The following is a 16,747-nucleotide window of genomic DNA, read 5'->3' as shown; positions in this document are numbered from 1 at the left end:
AAATAGGGGAAAGTAATTCATGGAATTGCTTTCCCTGCACGCAAATATAAGTAATGTCCCTATATGGGATTACGTACATTTAAAACTTAATATTTTTTTGCAACTAAAAAGGCAGATCGTCTGCTGGTTCGTTCAGTGAAGGGGGGATTTCCAGTCCCGGAAAACTTTCTCCACTGCCTGAACCCGTACTGCTATGGTGAGGTATGGGGTGATCTTGGTTGTTGAGGTCCATGCGTTTATCCAGCATAACCAGGTTATCTCCTACAACTTCGGTGGCAAATTTCTTATTGCCTTCTTTGTCTTCCCAGCTGCGGGTGCGCAAGCGGCCTTCAATGTAAACAAGACTACCTTTGTGCAGGTATTTCTGCGCCAGTTCGGCCAGTCCCCGCCATAGCACCACCGTATGCCATTCTGTTTGTGAAATGAGCTTGCCGGCTCTGTCTTTGAACGTTTCAGTGGTAGCCAGTGAAAATTTGGCTACTGCGATATTTCCTTCCAGAAACTGTACATCCGGATCTCTGCCCAAATTGCCTATCAGGATTACTTTATTAACACCTCTCATAGTTGTAGGTTTTTTTAGTCTATTGTTAAAAAGTTCTTCTTTTAATAAATAAACAACCTTCTTAAAGTTAATATTTTTTTCCAATCGATAGGGAAAAATTTCTTACTGGCAGCAGGTTAAGCCGGATTTCGTTACCGGGCACTATTCCTGAAGTGGCTTAACACTTAATGTATATTTTTATTCTCTATGCGTGCTTATTAGAATAATTGCAGGTGATTACTTTCCAGAAAGGTTGTGATGGTCTTTGGAAAAGCGTAGTTATTCAGGCTGCTGCGGGGCACCAGGGTATACCCCGGGATAGCCGGCGCCTTCTTCACCGTGATGCTGATAAACTGGCTGTGAATGGTTTGATGGGTAAGTTGTTGTTTAAACGGAGCCGACACCCGGTCTATTTCAAAAGGCGTTTTCCCCAGGATGGGGTCAAAGGCTCCCGACGATTGCAGTGCCGTGATGTCTGAAGGGCCTGCTGTTTCGATGAGCACAAACTCATGCAGGTTCTGCCAGATATCGCTGTCTGTTCTCTTACGGATATATATATCTTCCTTATAGTGAACAAGGAGATAATTGAAATATCTTTTTTTGATCAGGAGTTTTTTTGTTTTTACCGGGAGATGTGGAACGAGTTGTTCATGCAGGGCCACGCACTTTTTGCGGAGCACACATTCCCCGCAAAGAGGTTGCTGAGGCTTGCATACCACGGCGCCAAAGTCCATGATACTCTGGTTGTATTCGGCAGAGAGGCCCTGTGGCAGCAGTTCCTGGGCGAGAGTGCCGAATTGTTTCTTTCCGGCAGTGCTGTCGATAGGTGTTTCGATTCCAAAATAGCGGGAGAGGACCCTGAAAACGTTGCCATCAAGCACGGCGTAGGGAAGATTGAAGGCAAAGGAGGCGATGGCGGCGGCGGTATAAGGGCCTATTCCTTTGAGCGCTTTGATCTGTTCATACTGGTCGGGGAACTTACCTTGATAGGTAGCCGTAATTTCCCGGGCGGCTGCCAACATATTTTTACAGCGGGCATAATACCCTAATCCCTGCCATAAACGGAACACTTCTTCATCTGGTGCGGCAGCCAGTTTTTTAACGGTGGGATAGTGCTGGATGAATCTTTCATAATAGGGCCAGCCTTGCTCCACGCGGGTTTGCTGAAGAATGATTTCAGACAGCCAGATCCGGTAGGGATTTTTTTCACCCTTCCAGGGCATGTTGCGGGTATTCGTTTCCCGGTTCCATTCCAGTAATTTTTCGGTAAAAAATTGTCGGGGTGATATCATTTATATATTATTTTAATAAAATTATTTAGTATATTGATATGGCAAATGCTGTACAAAAACCCTATAAGGTACAACGGATACCCATTTCCGGGCCTGCAAATAAATATAATTTATCGCCAATACCAGTTATAAGAAAAAATGATAAAATTTATTTGCTTAAAATTCAGCAATTAGAATTTTTAAATTAACTTTGAGAGTAAAGTAATCCTCTCGCTTTCATATGAGAAAAGCTGATTTAATTAACAACATTGCTGAAAAAACCGGCATCCCCAAAGTTGATGTGTTAGTCACACTTGAGGCCATGTTTAAAGAGGTGAAAGAAGCTCTTGCTAACGGAGAACACATTTATATCCGTGGGTTTGGAAGTTTTATCACAAAAAAACGGGCCGCCAAGATTGGGCGTAACATCAAGAAGAACGTAGCTGTGGAGATCCCCGAGCACTTTATTCCGGCATTTAAACCTTCGAAAGAATTTGTTGCTGAAGTAAAGAAGCTCAAAAGTTCTTAATTTTGCAGCCTAATAATTTAGGCGATGCAAAAATCACAAGTTCTTCTGGTGGGTGCTGCGGTAGCACTATTGGTGATATTATTCGCCTTTGGCCGTACTGTGCCCCGGTCGGAAAAGAAACCTATGTCATCTGCCGCCCCTATGCAGGGTGGACAGGATGTAGCACCTATTGCCTTCTCTGAACTGCTGGAAACCGCAAAAGGGAAAATTCCTGCTGAAAAACTTTTACAGGTAAATACCATTGAAACAAATGTTGTCCGCGGGGATGTGAAAACCCAACAGATAGCCGCGTACCATCAATTGTACAACACCTGGGACAGCCTCAACCAGCTGCCCGTAGCCGCATATTATCTTGGCGAAGCCGCTAAGTTGGAAAATTCCGAAAAAAGCCTCACCTTTGCAGCCAATTTATTTTTGGCCCACTTGCAACATGCAGAAGATCCGCGTGTAGCAAAATGGGAAGCCCAGCAGGCAATTACTTTGTTTGATCAGGCAATACAATTGAACCCGGCAAATGATACGCTGAAAATATCACAGGCTATGGTGTACATGAACACCGGTGAACCTATGACCGGCGTAGCCAAGCTGAGAGAAGTCGTTGCAGCACACCCTGATAATATCGACGCACAGGTTACTTTAGCTAACCTTGCTATTACATCAGGTCAGTACGATAAAGCTATCGAAAGACTGGAAGGCGTTGCGAAGAACCACCCGGATAATGCAAAAGTGTTATTTGTGCTGGCAGAATCGTACCGGAGCAAGGGAGACAAGAAGAAAGCGATTGAACTGTTTGAAAAAAGCAAACAACTCATGACCGATCCGGAACTGAAGAAAGAAGTAGATAGTTACATTAAAAGTATTCAATAATATTATTTTTCAATCATTTAAAAAAGTATCAGCGTATGCCTTGCGGTAAGAAAAGAAAAAGACATAAAATTGCCACTCACAAGCGTAAAAAAAGACTGAGAAAGAACCGGCATAAAAGTAAGAAGAAATAATTACTCCAGTTTCCCGCCATTTATACTAACAAGGTATGCTCCCGGCGCGGTGGTCGGATAAAAATTTTCATATATCCTGCATGATTCTAGCATTTACTTCTTAAATTGCTATAGTCATGCAGGTTGTTTCCATAGATCCCGCAATTGAATTCTCCGGACATTACCTGCAGTGATCGCTGAACCCTTAAGCAATCCATTCATCACGAACGTGAAGAAATACGCTAACTTTATAGGTGAGCTATTGTTTTGGTATGCAGTAAGCTGTTCTTAAATAGCCGTGTGCATAGCATAAAGGTGAAGTTTTAAAGGTTAAAATTTTGGACGCTTGAATAAGGAACTTATTATAAATGCGGCTCCCACAGGGGTGGAAATTGCGTTACTGGAAGATAAGAAGCTAGTGGAGTTACATCACGAAAGTGGCAATCCTAACTTCTCAGTAGGCGATTTGTACCTGGGTAAGGTGAAAAAGCTGATACCCGGCTTAAATGCTGCATTTGTCGACGTAGGCTTTGAAAAAGATGCCTTTTTACATTACACGGATCTCAGCCCCTATATCCGCTCCATTCTTAAATTTACTTCAATGGCCATCAGCGATAAAACGCCCGATGGATTTGATTTTACCAAATTTAAAAATGAACCGGAAATAGTCAAGACCGGTAAAATTACGGATGTACTGGGCGGCAAACCCAATATCCTCGTACAAATTCTGAAAGAACCCATTTCTTCTAAAGGCCCACGCCTTAGCTGCGAAATTTCTTTACCCGGAAGATTTATAGTGTTAACACCCTTTAATGATATTGTTGCGGTTTCTAAAAAAATCCACTCCTCCGAAGAAAGAAAAAGATTGCAGAAAATCGTGGAAGCCATCAAAACGCCCAACTTTGGCGTTATTGTACGCACCGCCGCTGAAGGAAAGAAAACTGCAGAATTACACGAAGATCTGACCACCCTCGTTCAAACCTGGAAAAATATCCAGGCAAATCTCAGTGGAGGCGTAGCCCCGCAAAAGATCCTGAGCGAGCAAACCAAAACTGCCAGTATCCTCCGTGATCTGCTCAATGAGAGCTTTAACCGCATCGTTGTAAACGATAAAAATATCTACACTGACACCAAAACGTACATCCAGAAGATTGCGCCGGAAAAGTCTGATATCGTTAACTATTACAACAACGGTTCCCCCATATTCGACAACTTCGGGATTACCCGGCAGGTGAAAGCCTCCTTCGGTAAAACCGTGAATCTCGACAGCGGGGTATACCTCATCATTGAAGCCACAGAAGCCCTGCACGTTGTAGACGTGAACAGCGGATACAAAAGCTCCAGCAACAACCAGGAACAAAATGCCCTCGCATCCAACCTGGAAGCCGCTGCTGAAATTGCCCGGCAATTAAGACTGCGTGATCTGGGTGGTATCATTATCATTGACTTCATTGATATGAAACTGCCGGAAAACAAGAAAGCTATCTTTGAAGCTATGGAGAAATTCATGGCCCAGGACAGAGCTAAACACACCATCCTGCCCATCTCGAAGTTTGGACTCATGCAAATTACCCGCCAACGGGTAAAACCTGAGATCACCATCTCCGTGGCAGAAGATTGTCCTACCTGCAGAGGAACCGGCAAAATCGGTGCATCCATGCTGATCCTCGAAGACATCGAAAAGAACCTGCAATACCTGCTCAATCACCAACACAAAGGTCTTACCATCCGCGTTCACCCTATATTGCATGCCTTCCTTACCAAAGGATTCCTGGCATCCAAACAATGGAAATGGTACTTCCAATATAAGAAATGGATAAAACTCAAAGCTGACTCCAATTACCATCTTACTGAATATCGCTTCTTTGACGCTAACGACGAAGAAATTAAATTATAAAAGAAAAGGTCCTGGTTTAACCAGGACCTTTTCTTTTTAATATCTGTAATCATCACGGGCAGGACTAAAACTGTCGATGATCTTACAATCCTCCAGCGCACGCCCGCCATGCGGCGTATCCGGCGGAATCACCAGTGTATCATGCTGCTTCAGCGTATACTTCCGGCCATCAAGGCTCATCTCAAACACACCTTCCGCTATGTAAGTGATCTGCTCATGCGGATGCTGATGTACCGGCGATTCAAATCCCGCCTTTATCTCCCAGAAAGCCAATGTACTCTTACTGCCATGCACAAACCGGCCATAATGCCCGGCAATCGTATTTTTTACAGGAATAGTATCCAAAGGAGCAGGTTTGTTCATTTTTATATCTTTTAGATATTAAATATAGCTGATACACCAGATTTTAACAACGGTCTGAAGCGATAAGTATATATATTTCATACATTTACCACATAATACCCTTCCAATCCCAACAGTTTGATTGTCATGTTTGTTTTAAGTAAATAATTCAACATCCATTACGCTTATGACTATACGTTTTTACTCCTCACTGGCCTTACTGACACTGATTATTTTTGCTGCCTGTCAGCAGCAGGGCGGCTCCCGGAAAAAAACAAAAGCTAGAGATACCACTCACTATACCAAACAGGAGTATATTGAACAAACTATCGACAGCAACTATGTAAATAATTTCCTGCAGTCACATACCTCGTATGACGCCTATGACGAATATATCCGCAACTTTTACCGTAAACGCGATTACCATTTTGCCTGGATCAATAAAGATGGTCTTACTGAACAGGCAGGTAACTTCATCAACATGATGAAGAATGACGCGGCCTATGGTATTAAAGACAGCAGCCTGATGAACCCTGATCTGCAGCGGCTTACAGATACCCTGCTGGTGAGTGATGTGGGTCTGAAACCCGGTGATACCGCCATTCCCCGCATTGAAATGCTGCTTACCGCGCAATTCTTTGCCTATGGAAATAAAGTATGGGGCGGACTTACCGCTGATTCCGCCAAAGACCTGGAATGGTTTATCCCCCGCAAGAAAATTGATATGGAGAGCCTGCTGGACTCTATGGTGAATAAAAAGACGAATGCTTTTGAAGATGATGAACCGGTAAACAGGCACTATATCATGCTGCGTCAGCAACTGAAAAAACTGGCGCAGATCGAATCTTCCACCAAATGGGATTCCATCCGCACCACCCAGAAGAGTTTCAAAAAAGGAGATTCTTCTGAAGTAATTGCGGCAGTGAAAACCAGGCTGGAAGCCTATGGCGACCTGAAAGGAACCGATACCAGCCGTCAGTTCACAGTAGCGCTGGATTCTGCGCTGCGTAATTTCCAGCTGAGGATGGGACTGAAAGAAGATGGCCTCATCACCAAAGGCGTACTGGATGCACTGAATACGCCCGTACAGGATCGTATTCAAAAGATCCTGCTCAATATGGAACGTTTACGCTGGGTGCCCATAGAGCCTACCACGGATTATATCCTGGTAAATATCCCGCAGTTTAAAATGCATGTGTATGATAAAGGGAAATTATCGTGGAGCTGTAATGTGGTAGTGGGTAAGCCGGGCGCCAGCACGGTTATTTTCACAAAAGACCTGCGTTATGTAGTGTTCAGTCCTTACTGGAATGTACCTCCGGGTATCCTGGGCGGTGAAGTGCTGCCGGGCCTTAAACGCAGCGGCAGCGGGTATCTTGCCCGTCAGAATATGGAAATAGTGGGCGCCAGCGGTAAAGTTATTGCCCCGGGCTCTATCAATTTTGCGAGATATTCGGGAGCGAATTTTCCTTACATCGTAAGGCAGAAACCTGGTGGTAAAAACTCACTCGGCAAAGTGAAGTTCCTGTTCCCTAACGAGTATAACATTTACCTCCACGATACGCCTGCGCGTTACCTGTTTGGAGAAAACAAGCGTTCCTTCAGCCACGGCTGTATCAGGATTGCAGAGCCCAAGCACCTTGCAGAATGGCTGCTGCGTGGCGATTCATCCTGGACAGAAAAGAAAATTGACGACGCTATGAATGGTGGTAAAGAAAAGTTTGTAACGATAAAAGAAAAAGTACCCGTTTTCATTGTGTACTTCACCGCCTTTGTAGATAGCGAGGGCCGGTTGAATTTCAGGGATGACGTGTATGGCCACGATAAAAAACTGGCAGCCTCTTTATTTGGTAAATAAAATATGAAATACAGCGGAGGGAAGAGCTTCTCTCTCCGCTGTATTGCTGTAAAGTTAAGCTCCTACTGCGATTACAGAAATTTCTACGTTTACCCCTTTAGGTAACCCTGAAACCTCTACGGTTTCCCTGGCGGGGAAGTCGCTGGTGAAATAACTGCCATATACTTCGTTCACCTGCGGGAAAGTTTTCATATCTGTTATAAAGATGGTGGTTTTTACGATGTGCTCAAACCCCAGTCCGGCAGCAGTAAGAACGGCCTGTAAATTTTTCATTACCTGGTGGGTTTCATCCACAATACCGGATTTGATCAACTCGCCGGAAACGGGATCCAGGGCTATCTGGCCGGATACATACAGGGTATTACCTGCTTTCACAGATTGGTTATAAGGCCCTATAGGAGCGGGCGCATTGTTGGTGTTAATGATTTGCTTTTCCATGAAAACGAAAGTAAATAATAATTGAGAACGCACCAATGTATGCGGAGCAGATGCATTATAATTAGTGATTCTTTATTAGGTTTGCCGAAATTTAACGCATGAATATCCTGGTAATAGCAGATGCACAGCGCTTTGATGAATTGCAGGAGAAGGGAATGGCGAAGCATCATGATGTACAATGGAAAACAAGCCTGGAAGAGGTCTTATCTCTCAAAGCATTTGACCTGGTGCTGGATCTTATTTTCGATGACCGGCCGGATCATGCGATGGTGTATGCAAAAAATCCGGGAATCCCGGTGCTGGCAGGGATAGTGAAAACGTCTTTGACCGAAATCATCGGCCAGTATGCGTTTGAGCAGGGATTCAATATCATGGGCTGCAACTTTCTGACCGGGCTGGTGAATATGCCGGTACTGGAAGTAACAGTGCTGGATGAAGGACAAAAGGAAACGCTGGATACCCTCATGTATAAACTGGGCTGGGAATACCTGCTGGTAGCGGATGCTGTAGGACTGGTAACGCCGCGGGTGATATGCATGATCATTAACGAAGCTTTTCTTACGGCGCAGGAAGGCACTGCAACGCCGGAGGATATTGATACTTCCATGCGTTTAGGCACCAACTATCCTTACGGGCCTTTCGAATGGAGCGAACGGATAGGCATAAAGCAGGTGTATGAAGTATTAAAGGCGGTACATGATGCAACCGGCGACGACCGGTACCAGGTAGCAGCCTCATTACAAACAGCCTACGAAGCGATTTAATTTTTTACATGGCACTTATACTGAATATAGATACCGCAACAACAACAGGCTCTGTAAGCCTTTCCCGCGATGGGCAGGTGATTCAAACGCTGGTGAATGAAAAGCAGCAGGACCATGCAGCCACTATGATCGTGTTTGTTCAGCAGATATTAAAGGAGCAGGGCATTGTTCCTGCGCAGCTGGATGCGGTAGCAGTAAGTGCCGGACCGGGTTCCTATACCGGGCTACGTGTAGGCGTGGCTACTGCCAAAGGATTATGTTATGCCTGGAGTAAGCCGCTGCTGGCCATTTCCACGCTTCAGATGATGGCGCAGGGTTTAACCTCCGAAGTAAAAAATGAACAGGCGTTATATTGTCCTATGCTGGACGCCCGCAGGCAGGAAGTGTTTATGGGCTTGTATGATGCCCGCTTACAGGAGATCATGCCGCCACAGGCAATGATCCTGGAGCCAAATTCTCTTGATGAACAGTTGGCGGCGCACCAGATCTACTTCTTCGGGGATGGCAGCCCCAAATGGCAACTAATGATATCTTCACACAAAAACGCTATTTTTGCAGAATATGTGATAAGTGCTGCACATATGGCGCCTTTGTCGGCGCAGGCTTATGAAAAAAAGCTATTCGTTGACCTGGCTTATTTCAGTCCGTTCTACCTCAAGCCCTTTTATTCCCCTCAAAAGCCCTGACATATACCTTAGTTTTGTCATAGAATAGTCAAATTACATCTAATTTGCAAGTATCCGGGGCATATATATGATAAATTAAGGTATGGAAATTTTTTTTATTGTGATAGATATTATATTTTTGTATAAATCGATTACCGCAATTGTTGTCTAACTGTTTGCGAGTACTGTCCGTTGATCCCTTTCATTTCATCATTTTTTTAAAACTATTATGCGATGGAAAAAACATTATTAACTACCTCTTCTAATACTCTTATTATTTCTAGAGGTACCAATGAAAAAGACCAGATCAAATTGGATTACATTGCCGTAAAGAAAGCTGCTATGGTTTTACGTGCTATCAACCATAAGCTGCGCCAGCAGATGATTAAGCTGCTGGAAGATCACAAGAAAATGACCGTGACGGAGATTTACGTGAAATTGCGTCTGGAACAATCGGTAGCATCGCAACATCTCGCCATATTAAGGCGTGCTGGCATTGTAATTACAGAAAGAGATGGTAAGTTTATTCACTACACCATCAACAAGCAACGTATTGCTGAAGTGGCGAAGTTTGTGGAAGAACTTGTTGGTTAAAAGCATTGATCCGTGTATCACTACGGAAAGTATTATATAAAAAAGTAGCCATACGGCTACTTTTTTATTTTGGTATAGATTTTATCCATAAGTGTACAGCCTCAGAAGTTGTAAATTTGTAAAAATCAAAAACCATGTACGTAAAACAATTGTACACCAGCTGTTTGTCGGAAGCGGCATACTTCATAGAATCCAACGGGATCGCGGTAGTGATTGACCCGTTGCGTGATATTGAAGTATACCTGGATCTGGCAAGAGAACGCAACGCTACCATTAAATACATCTTTGAAACTCATTTTCACGCTGACTTTGTTTCGGGACACCTGGAACTGGCAGAAGCTACCGGCGCAAAAATCGTATATGGCCCGGACGCTGAAACCAGCTTTGACTCTTACATAGCAAAAGATAATGAAGTATTTGAGATCGGCGCAGTAACCCTTAAAGTGCTGCACACACCCGGGCATACCCTGGAATCTTCCTGTTACCTGTTATCAGACGAACAGCAACAGCCGTACGCCGTATTTACCGGAGATACCTTATTCGTTGGAGATGTAGGCCGCCCCGATCTTTTCAGCGGCAACCTCACCAAAGAAGAACTGGCCGGATACCTGTTCGATTCGCTCAACAACCGGATTAAAACATTACCGGATGCCGTAATCGTATACCCCGCACACGGCCCTGGCTCTGCCTGTGGCAAAAACCTGGGACCAAATACCTACAGCACCATCGGTGAGGAAAAAGCCACCAACTACGCATTACTGGCAACAGATAAAGATAAATTTATAGAAGAAGTGACCAGCGGCTTAGCTACACCGCCATCTTATTTCCCTATCAACGCAAAAATAAACAAGGAAGGATACGATGCGTTGAAAGCAGTAATGGAAAAGGCTATGCAGCCACTTTCCCCTGCTGAATTCAAAGCAAAAGGTAAAGCAGGAGCACTGATCCTCGATACACGTCCGGCTACTGAATTTGGCGACGGATATGTACCCGGCGCTATCAGCATCGGTTTGGAAGGACGCTTTGCGGAATGGGCCGGCAGCCTCCTGCCGTTTGACCAGGACATTATCCTGGTTACCCCTATCGGTAAAGAAGAAGAAACCGTGGTAAGAATGGCACGTGTAGGTTTTGATAACGTTGTCGGCTATCTGAATGGTGGCTACCCTGCATGGGAAGCAGCCGGCGAAGCAAAAGATATGATCATCACCGTAGAAGCAGACGAACTGGCAATGGACATTCCGCATGATCCCAACCTGGTGATCATCGACGTTCGTAAGCCTATCGAATTTGCTGATGGCCACATCAAGAATGCGCTTAACATTACCCTCGGTGATATGATGGACCCGGGAAAATTAGCAGACCTGGAAGATAATCACAACCTGTACGTACATTGCCAGGGTGGTTACCGCAGCATCATTGCCTGCTCTATTATGAAAAGAGAAGGTATCCACAATTTGCGTAACATAGAAGGCGGTTTCGCTAAAATGAAGGACCAGAAAGGATTACAGGTAGTTCAGGAAAAAACAGTACTGAACTAATTTTCGCTATATTTTTAAACGGGAGCGATAAAAAGAGGCATAATCTTCTTCTTATCGCTCCCGTTTTCTTTTGGCTATTCCCCGCGTATTTGTTAACTTCTTGCTACAAAATTGTTTAGGCATGACAATCAAAACCCTGGCAATAGCCTTGCTGATGTTTATGAACATGCTGATGTTCGCCTGTAAACCTTCGGATGCGGAGTTAAAAGAAGAGGTGAATGAAAAGCTGAGTAACATTCCCGGTATCACCGCAGATGTGAAGAACGGGGTAGTGATGCTTAGTGGTGAGGTGAGCGATGAAGTAGCCAAATCGGCCGCTGAAGACGCGTTGAAAGGATTGAAAGGAGTGAAGTCGGTACAGGATAATATTACCGTAAAAACAGCCGTAGTAGCCCCGCCTGCCCAGCCGGCATCGCCTGCCCCGGCAGCACCCAATACTGACGATCTCCTGAAACACTCACTCGATTCTGTGTACGCTGCCCGGAAGTTTAACAACGTTAGGGTTACTGTTTCAAACGGGGAAATTATCCTCGACGGAATGGTGAAAAAGAAAAACGTTCGTAGTATGCTGCAGATAGCACAACAGTTCTCCGCAAAAAAAATAACGAATAACGTACAGGTTAAATAAAATAGTGTGGTAAAAGCATGAAGCAACACAGGAGATAATGAGGTATCCATCTCCTGTAAAAAAACTATTTTTTACTTCCCTTTATATTCATGTTTCCAGCGCCGGTGGCTCCACACCCATACTTCAGGCTGTTCATGAATATTTTTTTCGAGATATTTTACAAAAGCTTCTGTGATAGCGCCATCAGGCTCCTGTTGCGGATTTTCAAAGGCCAGCTTCAGTGAAGCATGATAATAACCCCTTTTTACCTTACGGATGTCCACAAACACTACGGGGATATTGCTTCTTTTAGCGCCCATTTCCGGGCCTTTGTAGAACGGCGTCATTTTATTGAGGAAGGGGTACCAGTAGCAGCTACGCGGGTTTCCTGGATTCTGATCTGCCACCAGCGCAATTAAATATTGTTTGTTGGTCCATGCCCGCATGCTGTTGCCCATATCGTTGGCAGGAATGAGGATGGTGCCGAATTTTTCCCTGAAATGACGGAACATCCGGTCGGCCGGCCTGCTCGTAAGCGGCATATATACTACCAGGAATGGAAATGCCACGCCCTGCATACAAAACAGGTTTGCCCACTCCCAGTTAAAGTTATGCCCGAGGTGTAACTGGCAGCTTTTACCCTGTGCATATAATTCATGCAATACCGTAAGGTCGCACTGGAACCGTTTTTGCAGCTGTGCTTTGCTCATGGTAAGCAGTTTGATGGTTTCCACCATCATATCGGTAAGGTTGTGATAATATTTTTTAGCGAGAAGGGTGAGTTCTTCCTTTGACTTATCCGGAAAGGCCTGGGTCAGATTCTCCATCACTACTTTCCTGCGATACCCGATCACATAGTACACCAGCACGTATAATACGTCGCTGATGAAGTAAAGTACCGGGAATGGCAATATGGAAAGGCTATAGCAAAAAGCAAGCAGCAGATAATACATATTCCTGATTGTTGTAAATCCAACGCAAAGGTAATGAAAGACAGCCGTTTAGCTTACAGTACAATGTTTTGTACCAGTTCGCTCTTAAACGGATAATCGGTGTTGAAATGAAGTCCCCTGCTTTCTTTACGGAAGGCGGCTCCTTTTACGATCAGGTATCCTGCCGTAATGAGGTTACGCAGTTCGCATAATTGCGGTGATACCATTGTTTTTTCGTAGAGGTCTTCCGTTTCTTCATGCAGGATATCCATCCTGCGGAGGGCGCGTTGCAAACGTACGTCTGTTCTTACAATCCCTACGTAATCGCTCATGATCTGCTTCAGCTCTTTCAAACTTTGGGTGATCAGGATCATTTCTTTGGGTGCGCTGGTGCCGGTGGCATCCCAGTCGGGTACATTTTCTTTGAACTCCAGTAAATCTATTTTGCTCGTGGCATCCATAAAACAGCGATGGGCAAACACCATTGCTTCCAGCAGTGAGTTGGATGCAAGACGGTTGGCGCCATGAAGCCCGGTGCTGGCGCATTCGCCACAGGCATACAAGTTACGGATAGAGGTGAGACCCCATTCATTGGTTTTAATACCGCCACAGCTGTAATGCGCGGCAGGCGATACCGGGATCATCTGATGGGCCACATCAATTCCTGCGGCCTTACAGGTTTCATAGATATTGGGGAAATGATGAATAAACTTCTCCAGGTCCATGTGCCGGCAATCGAGGTATACATGTTCTGTACCGGTGATCTTCATTTCACTGTCGATGGCGCGGGCCACAATATCGCGCGGAGCCAGCGACAGGCGCGGATCGTATTTGTGCATAAAGTCTTCCCCGTGGATATTCCGGAGAATACCACCATCGCCTCTTACTGCCTCGGTGATGAGGAAGGAAGGGCTTACACCTGGCTGGTAGAGGGCTGTAGGGTGAAACTGGATGAACTCCATGTTTTCGATACGGCCCTTTGCGCGGTACACCATTGCCACGCCATCGCCGGTAGCGATGTTGGGATTGGTGGTACTGCGGTATACCTGGCCATTGCCACCGGTAGCCAGCAGCGTTACTTTAGACAGGATCTTTTCTATTTTATTGGTAGCGAGGTTGAGTACATACACCCCATAGCATTCTATATCGGGCGTGGATTTGGTGACCAGGTAGCCCAGGTGGTGCTGGGTGATGAGATCTACAACGAAGCAATGTGTGACCAGTTCTATATTTGGACGTTGGTGGATGGCCTCCAGCAGCGCGCGTTCAATTTCTTTGCCGGTAACATCCTTGTGGTGGATCACCCTGAAAACGGAGTGCCCGCCTTCGCGGCCGAGAGAGAAATCGCCATCGGCGTTTTTGTCGAAGTTGGCGCCCCATTCAATGATCTCGTTCACTCTTTCCGGCCCTTCGGTTACCACGATCTTTACTATCTGTTCGTTACAGAGCCCGTCGCCCGCGATGAGCGTATCTTCTATATGTTTCTCGAAACTGTCATTCTCCAGGTCATTTACCACCGCCACGCCGCCCTGGGCGTATTTGGTGTTGGTTTCATCCTCCCGGCTTTTTGTGATGACGGTGATCTTTTTATCCGGACATTGTTGTGACACCTTGAGCGCATAAGTGAGCCCTGCAATTCCTGAACCGATGACAAGAAAGTCTGTTTGCTGCATAGTTAGACAAAAGTAAGAATTACCGGCTAATTTTTACCCGGAAGTACTCCGTACTGCCATACACCAGTCCCCATTGCGCAAAACCATAGGTGAGCATCACCAGGATATCGCCACCGGGAAACGGATGATAGAATTTGCCCACTGCTATCATGGCATCTGAAATCACAAATAATATAGCGCCAGCCAGGGAATACCAGCCGGTAGGTTGCCGCCGGAAATGAAAGGCATGCAGTACGCATTGTACCAGGAAGAAAAGGGTGATTGAATACGCGATAACGGGTACGGCTAAACTGCCCAGGTAGGGCAGGAGGAAAAGAATAAACAGGATAATGACAACAGCGTTGAGGAATATGTACGGATACCGGCACAGCGGTACCGGCAGATTGCTGTATCTTATTTTCAGGAAGAAGACACAATACATCACCTGTGCAATGAAAAAGCTGCCGAGGCCCGGCAGGAAAAGGTTTTCAAACAACAGCAGGTCATCTCCCAGGGAAGAAAAGAATAATGCCAGCAATAAAAAGATACGGAATGAACGGGGCATTTTTACATTGGTATACAACACATACACCGCCAGTAAAATCATCAGCAGCGGCTTGGTGGCATACCGGTATTCCTCCCTGCCAAAGGCAATCAACAGGATATCAGCCAATAGTACAAGAAAGTAAATAACCAAATGCTTTGGGCGGAACATGGAAAGGGATTGTATCAGTAATTTACAAATATTTCTGCTAAGTATTTAACAGGATATAAAACGTAGTGCCATTACCGTTAATGCCCGGACTGATCACTTTCAGCTGTCCGCCATGCATTTGTATGATTTGTTGAGACAGGCTTAAACCAATGCCGGACCCTTTCTTCTTGGTAGTAAAGAAAGGGATGAATATTTTGTTCATGGCGTCTTTATCAATACCAGGGCCGTTGTCTGTAATTTCAATGCATATCTGCTGGATGTTGTTAAGATACAGCTTCATGCTGATGGTTGCTTCCGGCGTATGTTCCAGTGCATCCATTGCATTTTTGACAAGGTTGATCAACACCATTTGCAACTGCGATATATCCGCATGGATCTCCATATTTTCGGCCTCTGTTTCTACGGAGAACCGGATGCCTGCCTGCTTCATATCTGCCTGGAACAGGCTGCTCACGGAGTTTACCAGAGTTCTTACATTAACCGTAGTAAACTGGGGTTGCGGCAGGGTGGTATAATCGCGGTAGGCATTTACAAAGTTCATGATGCCTTTGCTGCGGCTTTCTACTGTTTGCAGGGCTTCTCGTAAGTCGGAGATCCCTTCCTGGTGTTGTGCGCCGGGAGCTATATCCAGGTCCACAATTTCCTGCATGGTACCAATCAGCGATACAATAGGCGTTACAGAATTCATGATTTCGTGGCGCAATATTTTGGTGAGGTTTTGCCATGCTTCCAGTTCTTTTTTCTGCAGTTCCGAATGGATATTCTGGATAGAAATAAGTTTGATGAGCCGTCCCTGCAAACGCACGGTGGCAGCGTGAATAGACAGTTGTTGTTCCTGCCGCGTAGCATACAACGTTTTATTGCCCGACGATAATTCCATCAGTAATTCCGACAGGCCCGGATGAACTGTTTTCAGCTCATGAATATTACGCAGCCGGTAGATGCCCATCAGGCGGAATGCCGCGGGGTTAATGAGTTCTATTTTGCCTTCTGCATCAAATGATAATACTCCAATGCTGATGTGCTGCACAATGGTATCGATATATTTCAGGTTAGCTTCTTTCTCTGCCCGGGTTTGGCGGAAGGCCTCCAGTACTTCGTTGAACTGGTGGTTGAGCATACTGAAACTTTTACCGAGTTTATTGTCGGCGCTGAAGCGGATAGAGAAATCTTCGTAGCGGATAGACTCAAGGAACAGCGTGAGTTTACGGTTAATCCGGTTGAGGTAATGATAGATACCGTACAGCTGTATTAATACCAGCGGGATCAGCAGGAATGTGAGTGGCTGCATACTGTGCATGAACAGCCAGATAGCGGCTGTAAGCGTGGCGGCCAGCAGGATAACCCGTAAGCTGATATTAATGCTGAAACGATTCATTGGAGCGCTTTTAGCTATTGGCTTTCAGTGATTATTTAACCGCTGAAAG

Annotated in this window: 17 protein-coding genes; 9 read left to right on the top strand and 8 right to left on the bottom strand. The window is 45.3% G+C overall.

What is annotated here, in order from left to right; genetic code table 11:
- Window positions 1-103: 103 nt before the first annotated feature.
- Both PV783_RS02105 and mutY read right to left on the bottom strand, forming a co-directional pair.
- Entirely contained in the window at window positions 104-562 is a 459-nt protein-coding gene (locus tag PV783_RS02105; protein ID WP_079471287.1) for a single-stranded DNA-binding protein, read from the bottom strand.
- A gap of 197 nt (window positions 563-759) precedes the next feature.
- Window positions 760-1,833 (bottom strand): A/G-specific adenine glycosylase, encoded by a 1,074-nt coding sequence (mutY, locus tag PV783_RS02100; RefSeq protein ID WP_420986983.1) that lies wholly within the window; start codon window positions 1,831-1,833, stop codon window positions 760-762.
- 220 nt (window positions 1,834-2,053) lie between these two features.
- On the opposite strand from mutY, the gene PV783_RS02095 reads away from it, so the two are divergent.
- The 3 genes from PV783_RS02095 (at window position 2,054) to PV783_RS02085 (ending at window position 5,215) form a co-directional block, all read left to right on the top strand.
- Entirely contained in the window at window positions 2,054-2,341 is a 288-nt protein-coding gene (locus tag PV783_RS02095; RefSeq protein WP_073084475.1) for an HU family DNA-binding protein, read from the top strand.
- A gap of 24 nt (window positions 2,342-2,365) precedes the next feature.
- Window positions 2,366-3,208: a tetratricopeptide repeat protein gene (locus PV783_RS02090; protein ID WP_079471284.1), complete on the top strand. Its 843-nt coding sequence runs from the start codon at window positions 2,366-2,368 to the stop codon at window positions 3,206-3,208.
- A 456-nt stretch (window positions 3,209-3,664) separates the two neighbouring features.
- Entirely contained in the window at window positions 3,665-5,215 is a 1,551-nt protein-coding gene (locus PV783_RS02085; RefSeq protein WP_079471283.1) for an Rne/Rng family ribonuclease, read from the top strand.
- 36 nt (window positions 5,216-5,251) lie between these two features.
- Here the strand turns inward: PV783_RS02085 and PV783_RS02080 are convergent, their stop codons facing one another.
- A complete protein-coding gene (locus PV783_RS02080) occupies window positions 5,252-5,578 on the bottom strand; it encodes a cupin domain-containing protein (protein WP_079471282.1) in 327 nt (108 codons plus the stop codon).
- Window positions 5,579-5,744: 166 nt separating this feature from the next.
- Here PV783_RS02080 and PV783_RS02075 point away from each other — a divergent pair, with 166 nt between their 5' ends.
- The gene (locus tag PV783_RS02075; RefSeq protein ID WP_420986982.1) at window positions 5,745-7,415 is read left to right on the top strand and encodes a L,D-transpeptidase family protein; all 1,671 of its coding nucleotides are present in this window, start codon (window positions 5,745-5,747) and stop codon (window positions 7,413-7,415) included.
- 54 nt (window positions 7,416-7,469) lie between these two features.
- Here the strand turns inward: PV783_RS02075 and PV783_RS02070 are convergent, their stop codons facing one another.
- A complete protein-coding gene (locus tag PV783_RS02070; protein WP_111577317.1) occupies window positions 7,470-7,853 on the bottom strand; it encodes a RidA family protein in 384 nt (127 codons plus the stop codon).
- Window positions 7,854-7,951: 98 nt separating this feature from the next.
- Between PV783_RS02070 and PV783_RS02065 the strand changes: the two genes are divergently transcribed.
- The 5 genes from PV783_RS02065 to PV783_RS02045 all read left to right on the top strand — a co-directional run bounded on the left by PV783_RS02065 (window position 7,952) and on the right by PV783_RS02045 (window position 12,042).
- On the top strand, window positions 7,952-8,617 hold the full coding sequence (locus PV783_RS02065) for a 3-hydroxyacyl-CoA dehydrogenase family protein (RefSeq protein WP_079471278.1): 666 nt from the start codon (window positions 7,952-7,954) through the stop codon (window positions 8,615-8,617).
- An 8-nt stretch (window positions 8,618-8,625) separates the two neighbouring features.
- Window positions 8,626-9,303 carry a tRNA (adenosine(37)-N6)-threonylcarbamoyltransferase complex dimerization subunit type 1 TsaB gene (gene tsaB, locus PV783_RS02060; RefSeq protein ID WP_420986981.1) on the top strand — a complete coding sequence of 226 codons (678 nt, stop codon included), beginning with the start codon at window positions 8,626-8,628 and terminating at the stop codon, window positions 9,301-9,303.
- Window positions 9,304-9,516: 213 nt separating this feature from the next.
- A complete protein-coding gene (locus PV783_RS02055; protein WP_012788619.1) occupies window positions 9,517-9,876 on the top strand; it encodes an ArsR/SmtB family transcription factor in 360 nt (119 codons plus the stop codon).
- 134 nt (window positions 9,877-10,010) lie between these two features.
- Window positions 10,011-11,414, top strand: a complete 1,404-nt coding sequence (locus PV783_RS02050; protein ID WP_420986980.1) for an MBL fold metallo-hydrolase — start codon at window positions 10,011-10,013, stop codon at window positions 11,412-11,414.
- Between the two features lie 121 nt (window positions 11,415-11,535).
- Window positions 11,536-12,042, top strand: coding sequence for a BON domain-containing protein (locus tag PV783_RS02045; RefSeq protein WP_420986979.1), 507 nt, complete (start codon window positions 11,536-11,538; stop codon window positions 12,040-12,042).
- A 71-nt stretch (window positions 12,043-12,113) separates the two neighbouring features.
- On the opposite strand, the gene PV783_RS02040 is transcribed toward PV783_RS02045, so the two are convergent.
- Genes PV783_RS02040 through PV783_RS02025 form a run of 4 tightly spaced genes read right to left on the bottom strand, consistent with a single transcriptional unit; the run spans window position 12,114 to window position 16,698 of the window.
- On the bottom strand, window positions 12,114-12,974 hold the full coding sequence (locus tag PV783_RS02040) for a lysophospholipid acyltransferase family protein (RefSeq protein ID WP_079471272.1): 861 nt from the start codon (window positions 12,972-12,974) through the stop codon (window positions 12,114-12,116).
- Window positions 12,975-13,027: 53 nt separating this feature from the next.
- A complete protein-coding gene (gene nadB, locus PV783_RS02035) occupies window positions 13,028-14,626 on the bottom strand; it encodes an L-aspartate oxidase (protein WP_079471271.1) in 1,599 nt (532 codons plus the stop codon).
- Between the two features lie 19 nt (window positions 14,627-14,645).
- Window positions 14,646-15,320, bottom strand: coding sequence for a lysoplasmalogenase (locus PV783_RS02030; RefSeq protein ID WP_363432620.1), 675 nt, complete (start codon window positions 15,318-15,320; stop codon window positions 14,646-14,648).
- Window positions 15,321-15,357: 37 nt separating this feature from the next.
- Complete coding sequence (locus PV783_RS02025; RefSeq protein WP_420986978.1) at window positions 15,358-16,698, bottom strand: sensor histidine kinase; 1,341 nt, start codon at window positions 16,696-16,698, stop codon at window positions 15,358-15,360.
- Window positions 16,699-16,747: the final 49 nt, after the last annotated feature.

This window comes from Chitinophaga sp. CC14, from assembly GCF_048957795.1.
Classification (GTDB): Bacteria; Bacteroidota; Bacteroidia; order Chitinophagales; family Chitinophagaceae; genus Chitinophaga; species Chitinophaga ginsengisegetis.
This window is presented reverse-complemented; position numbering and strand designations above follow the sequence as displayed.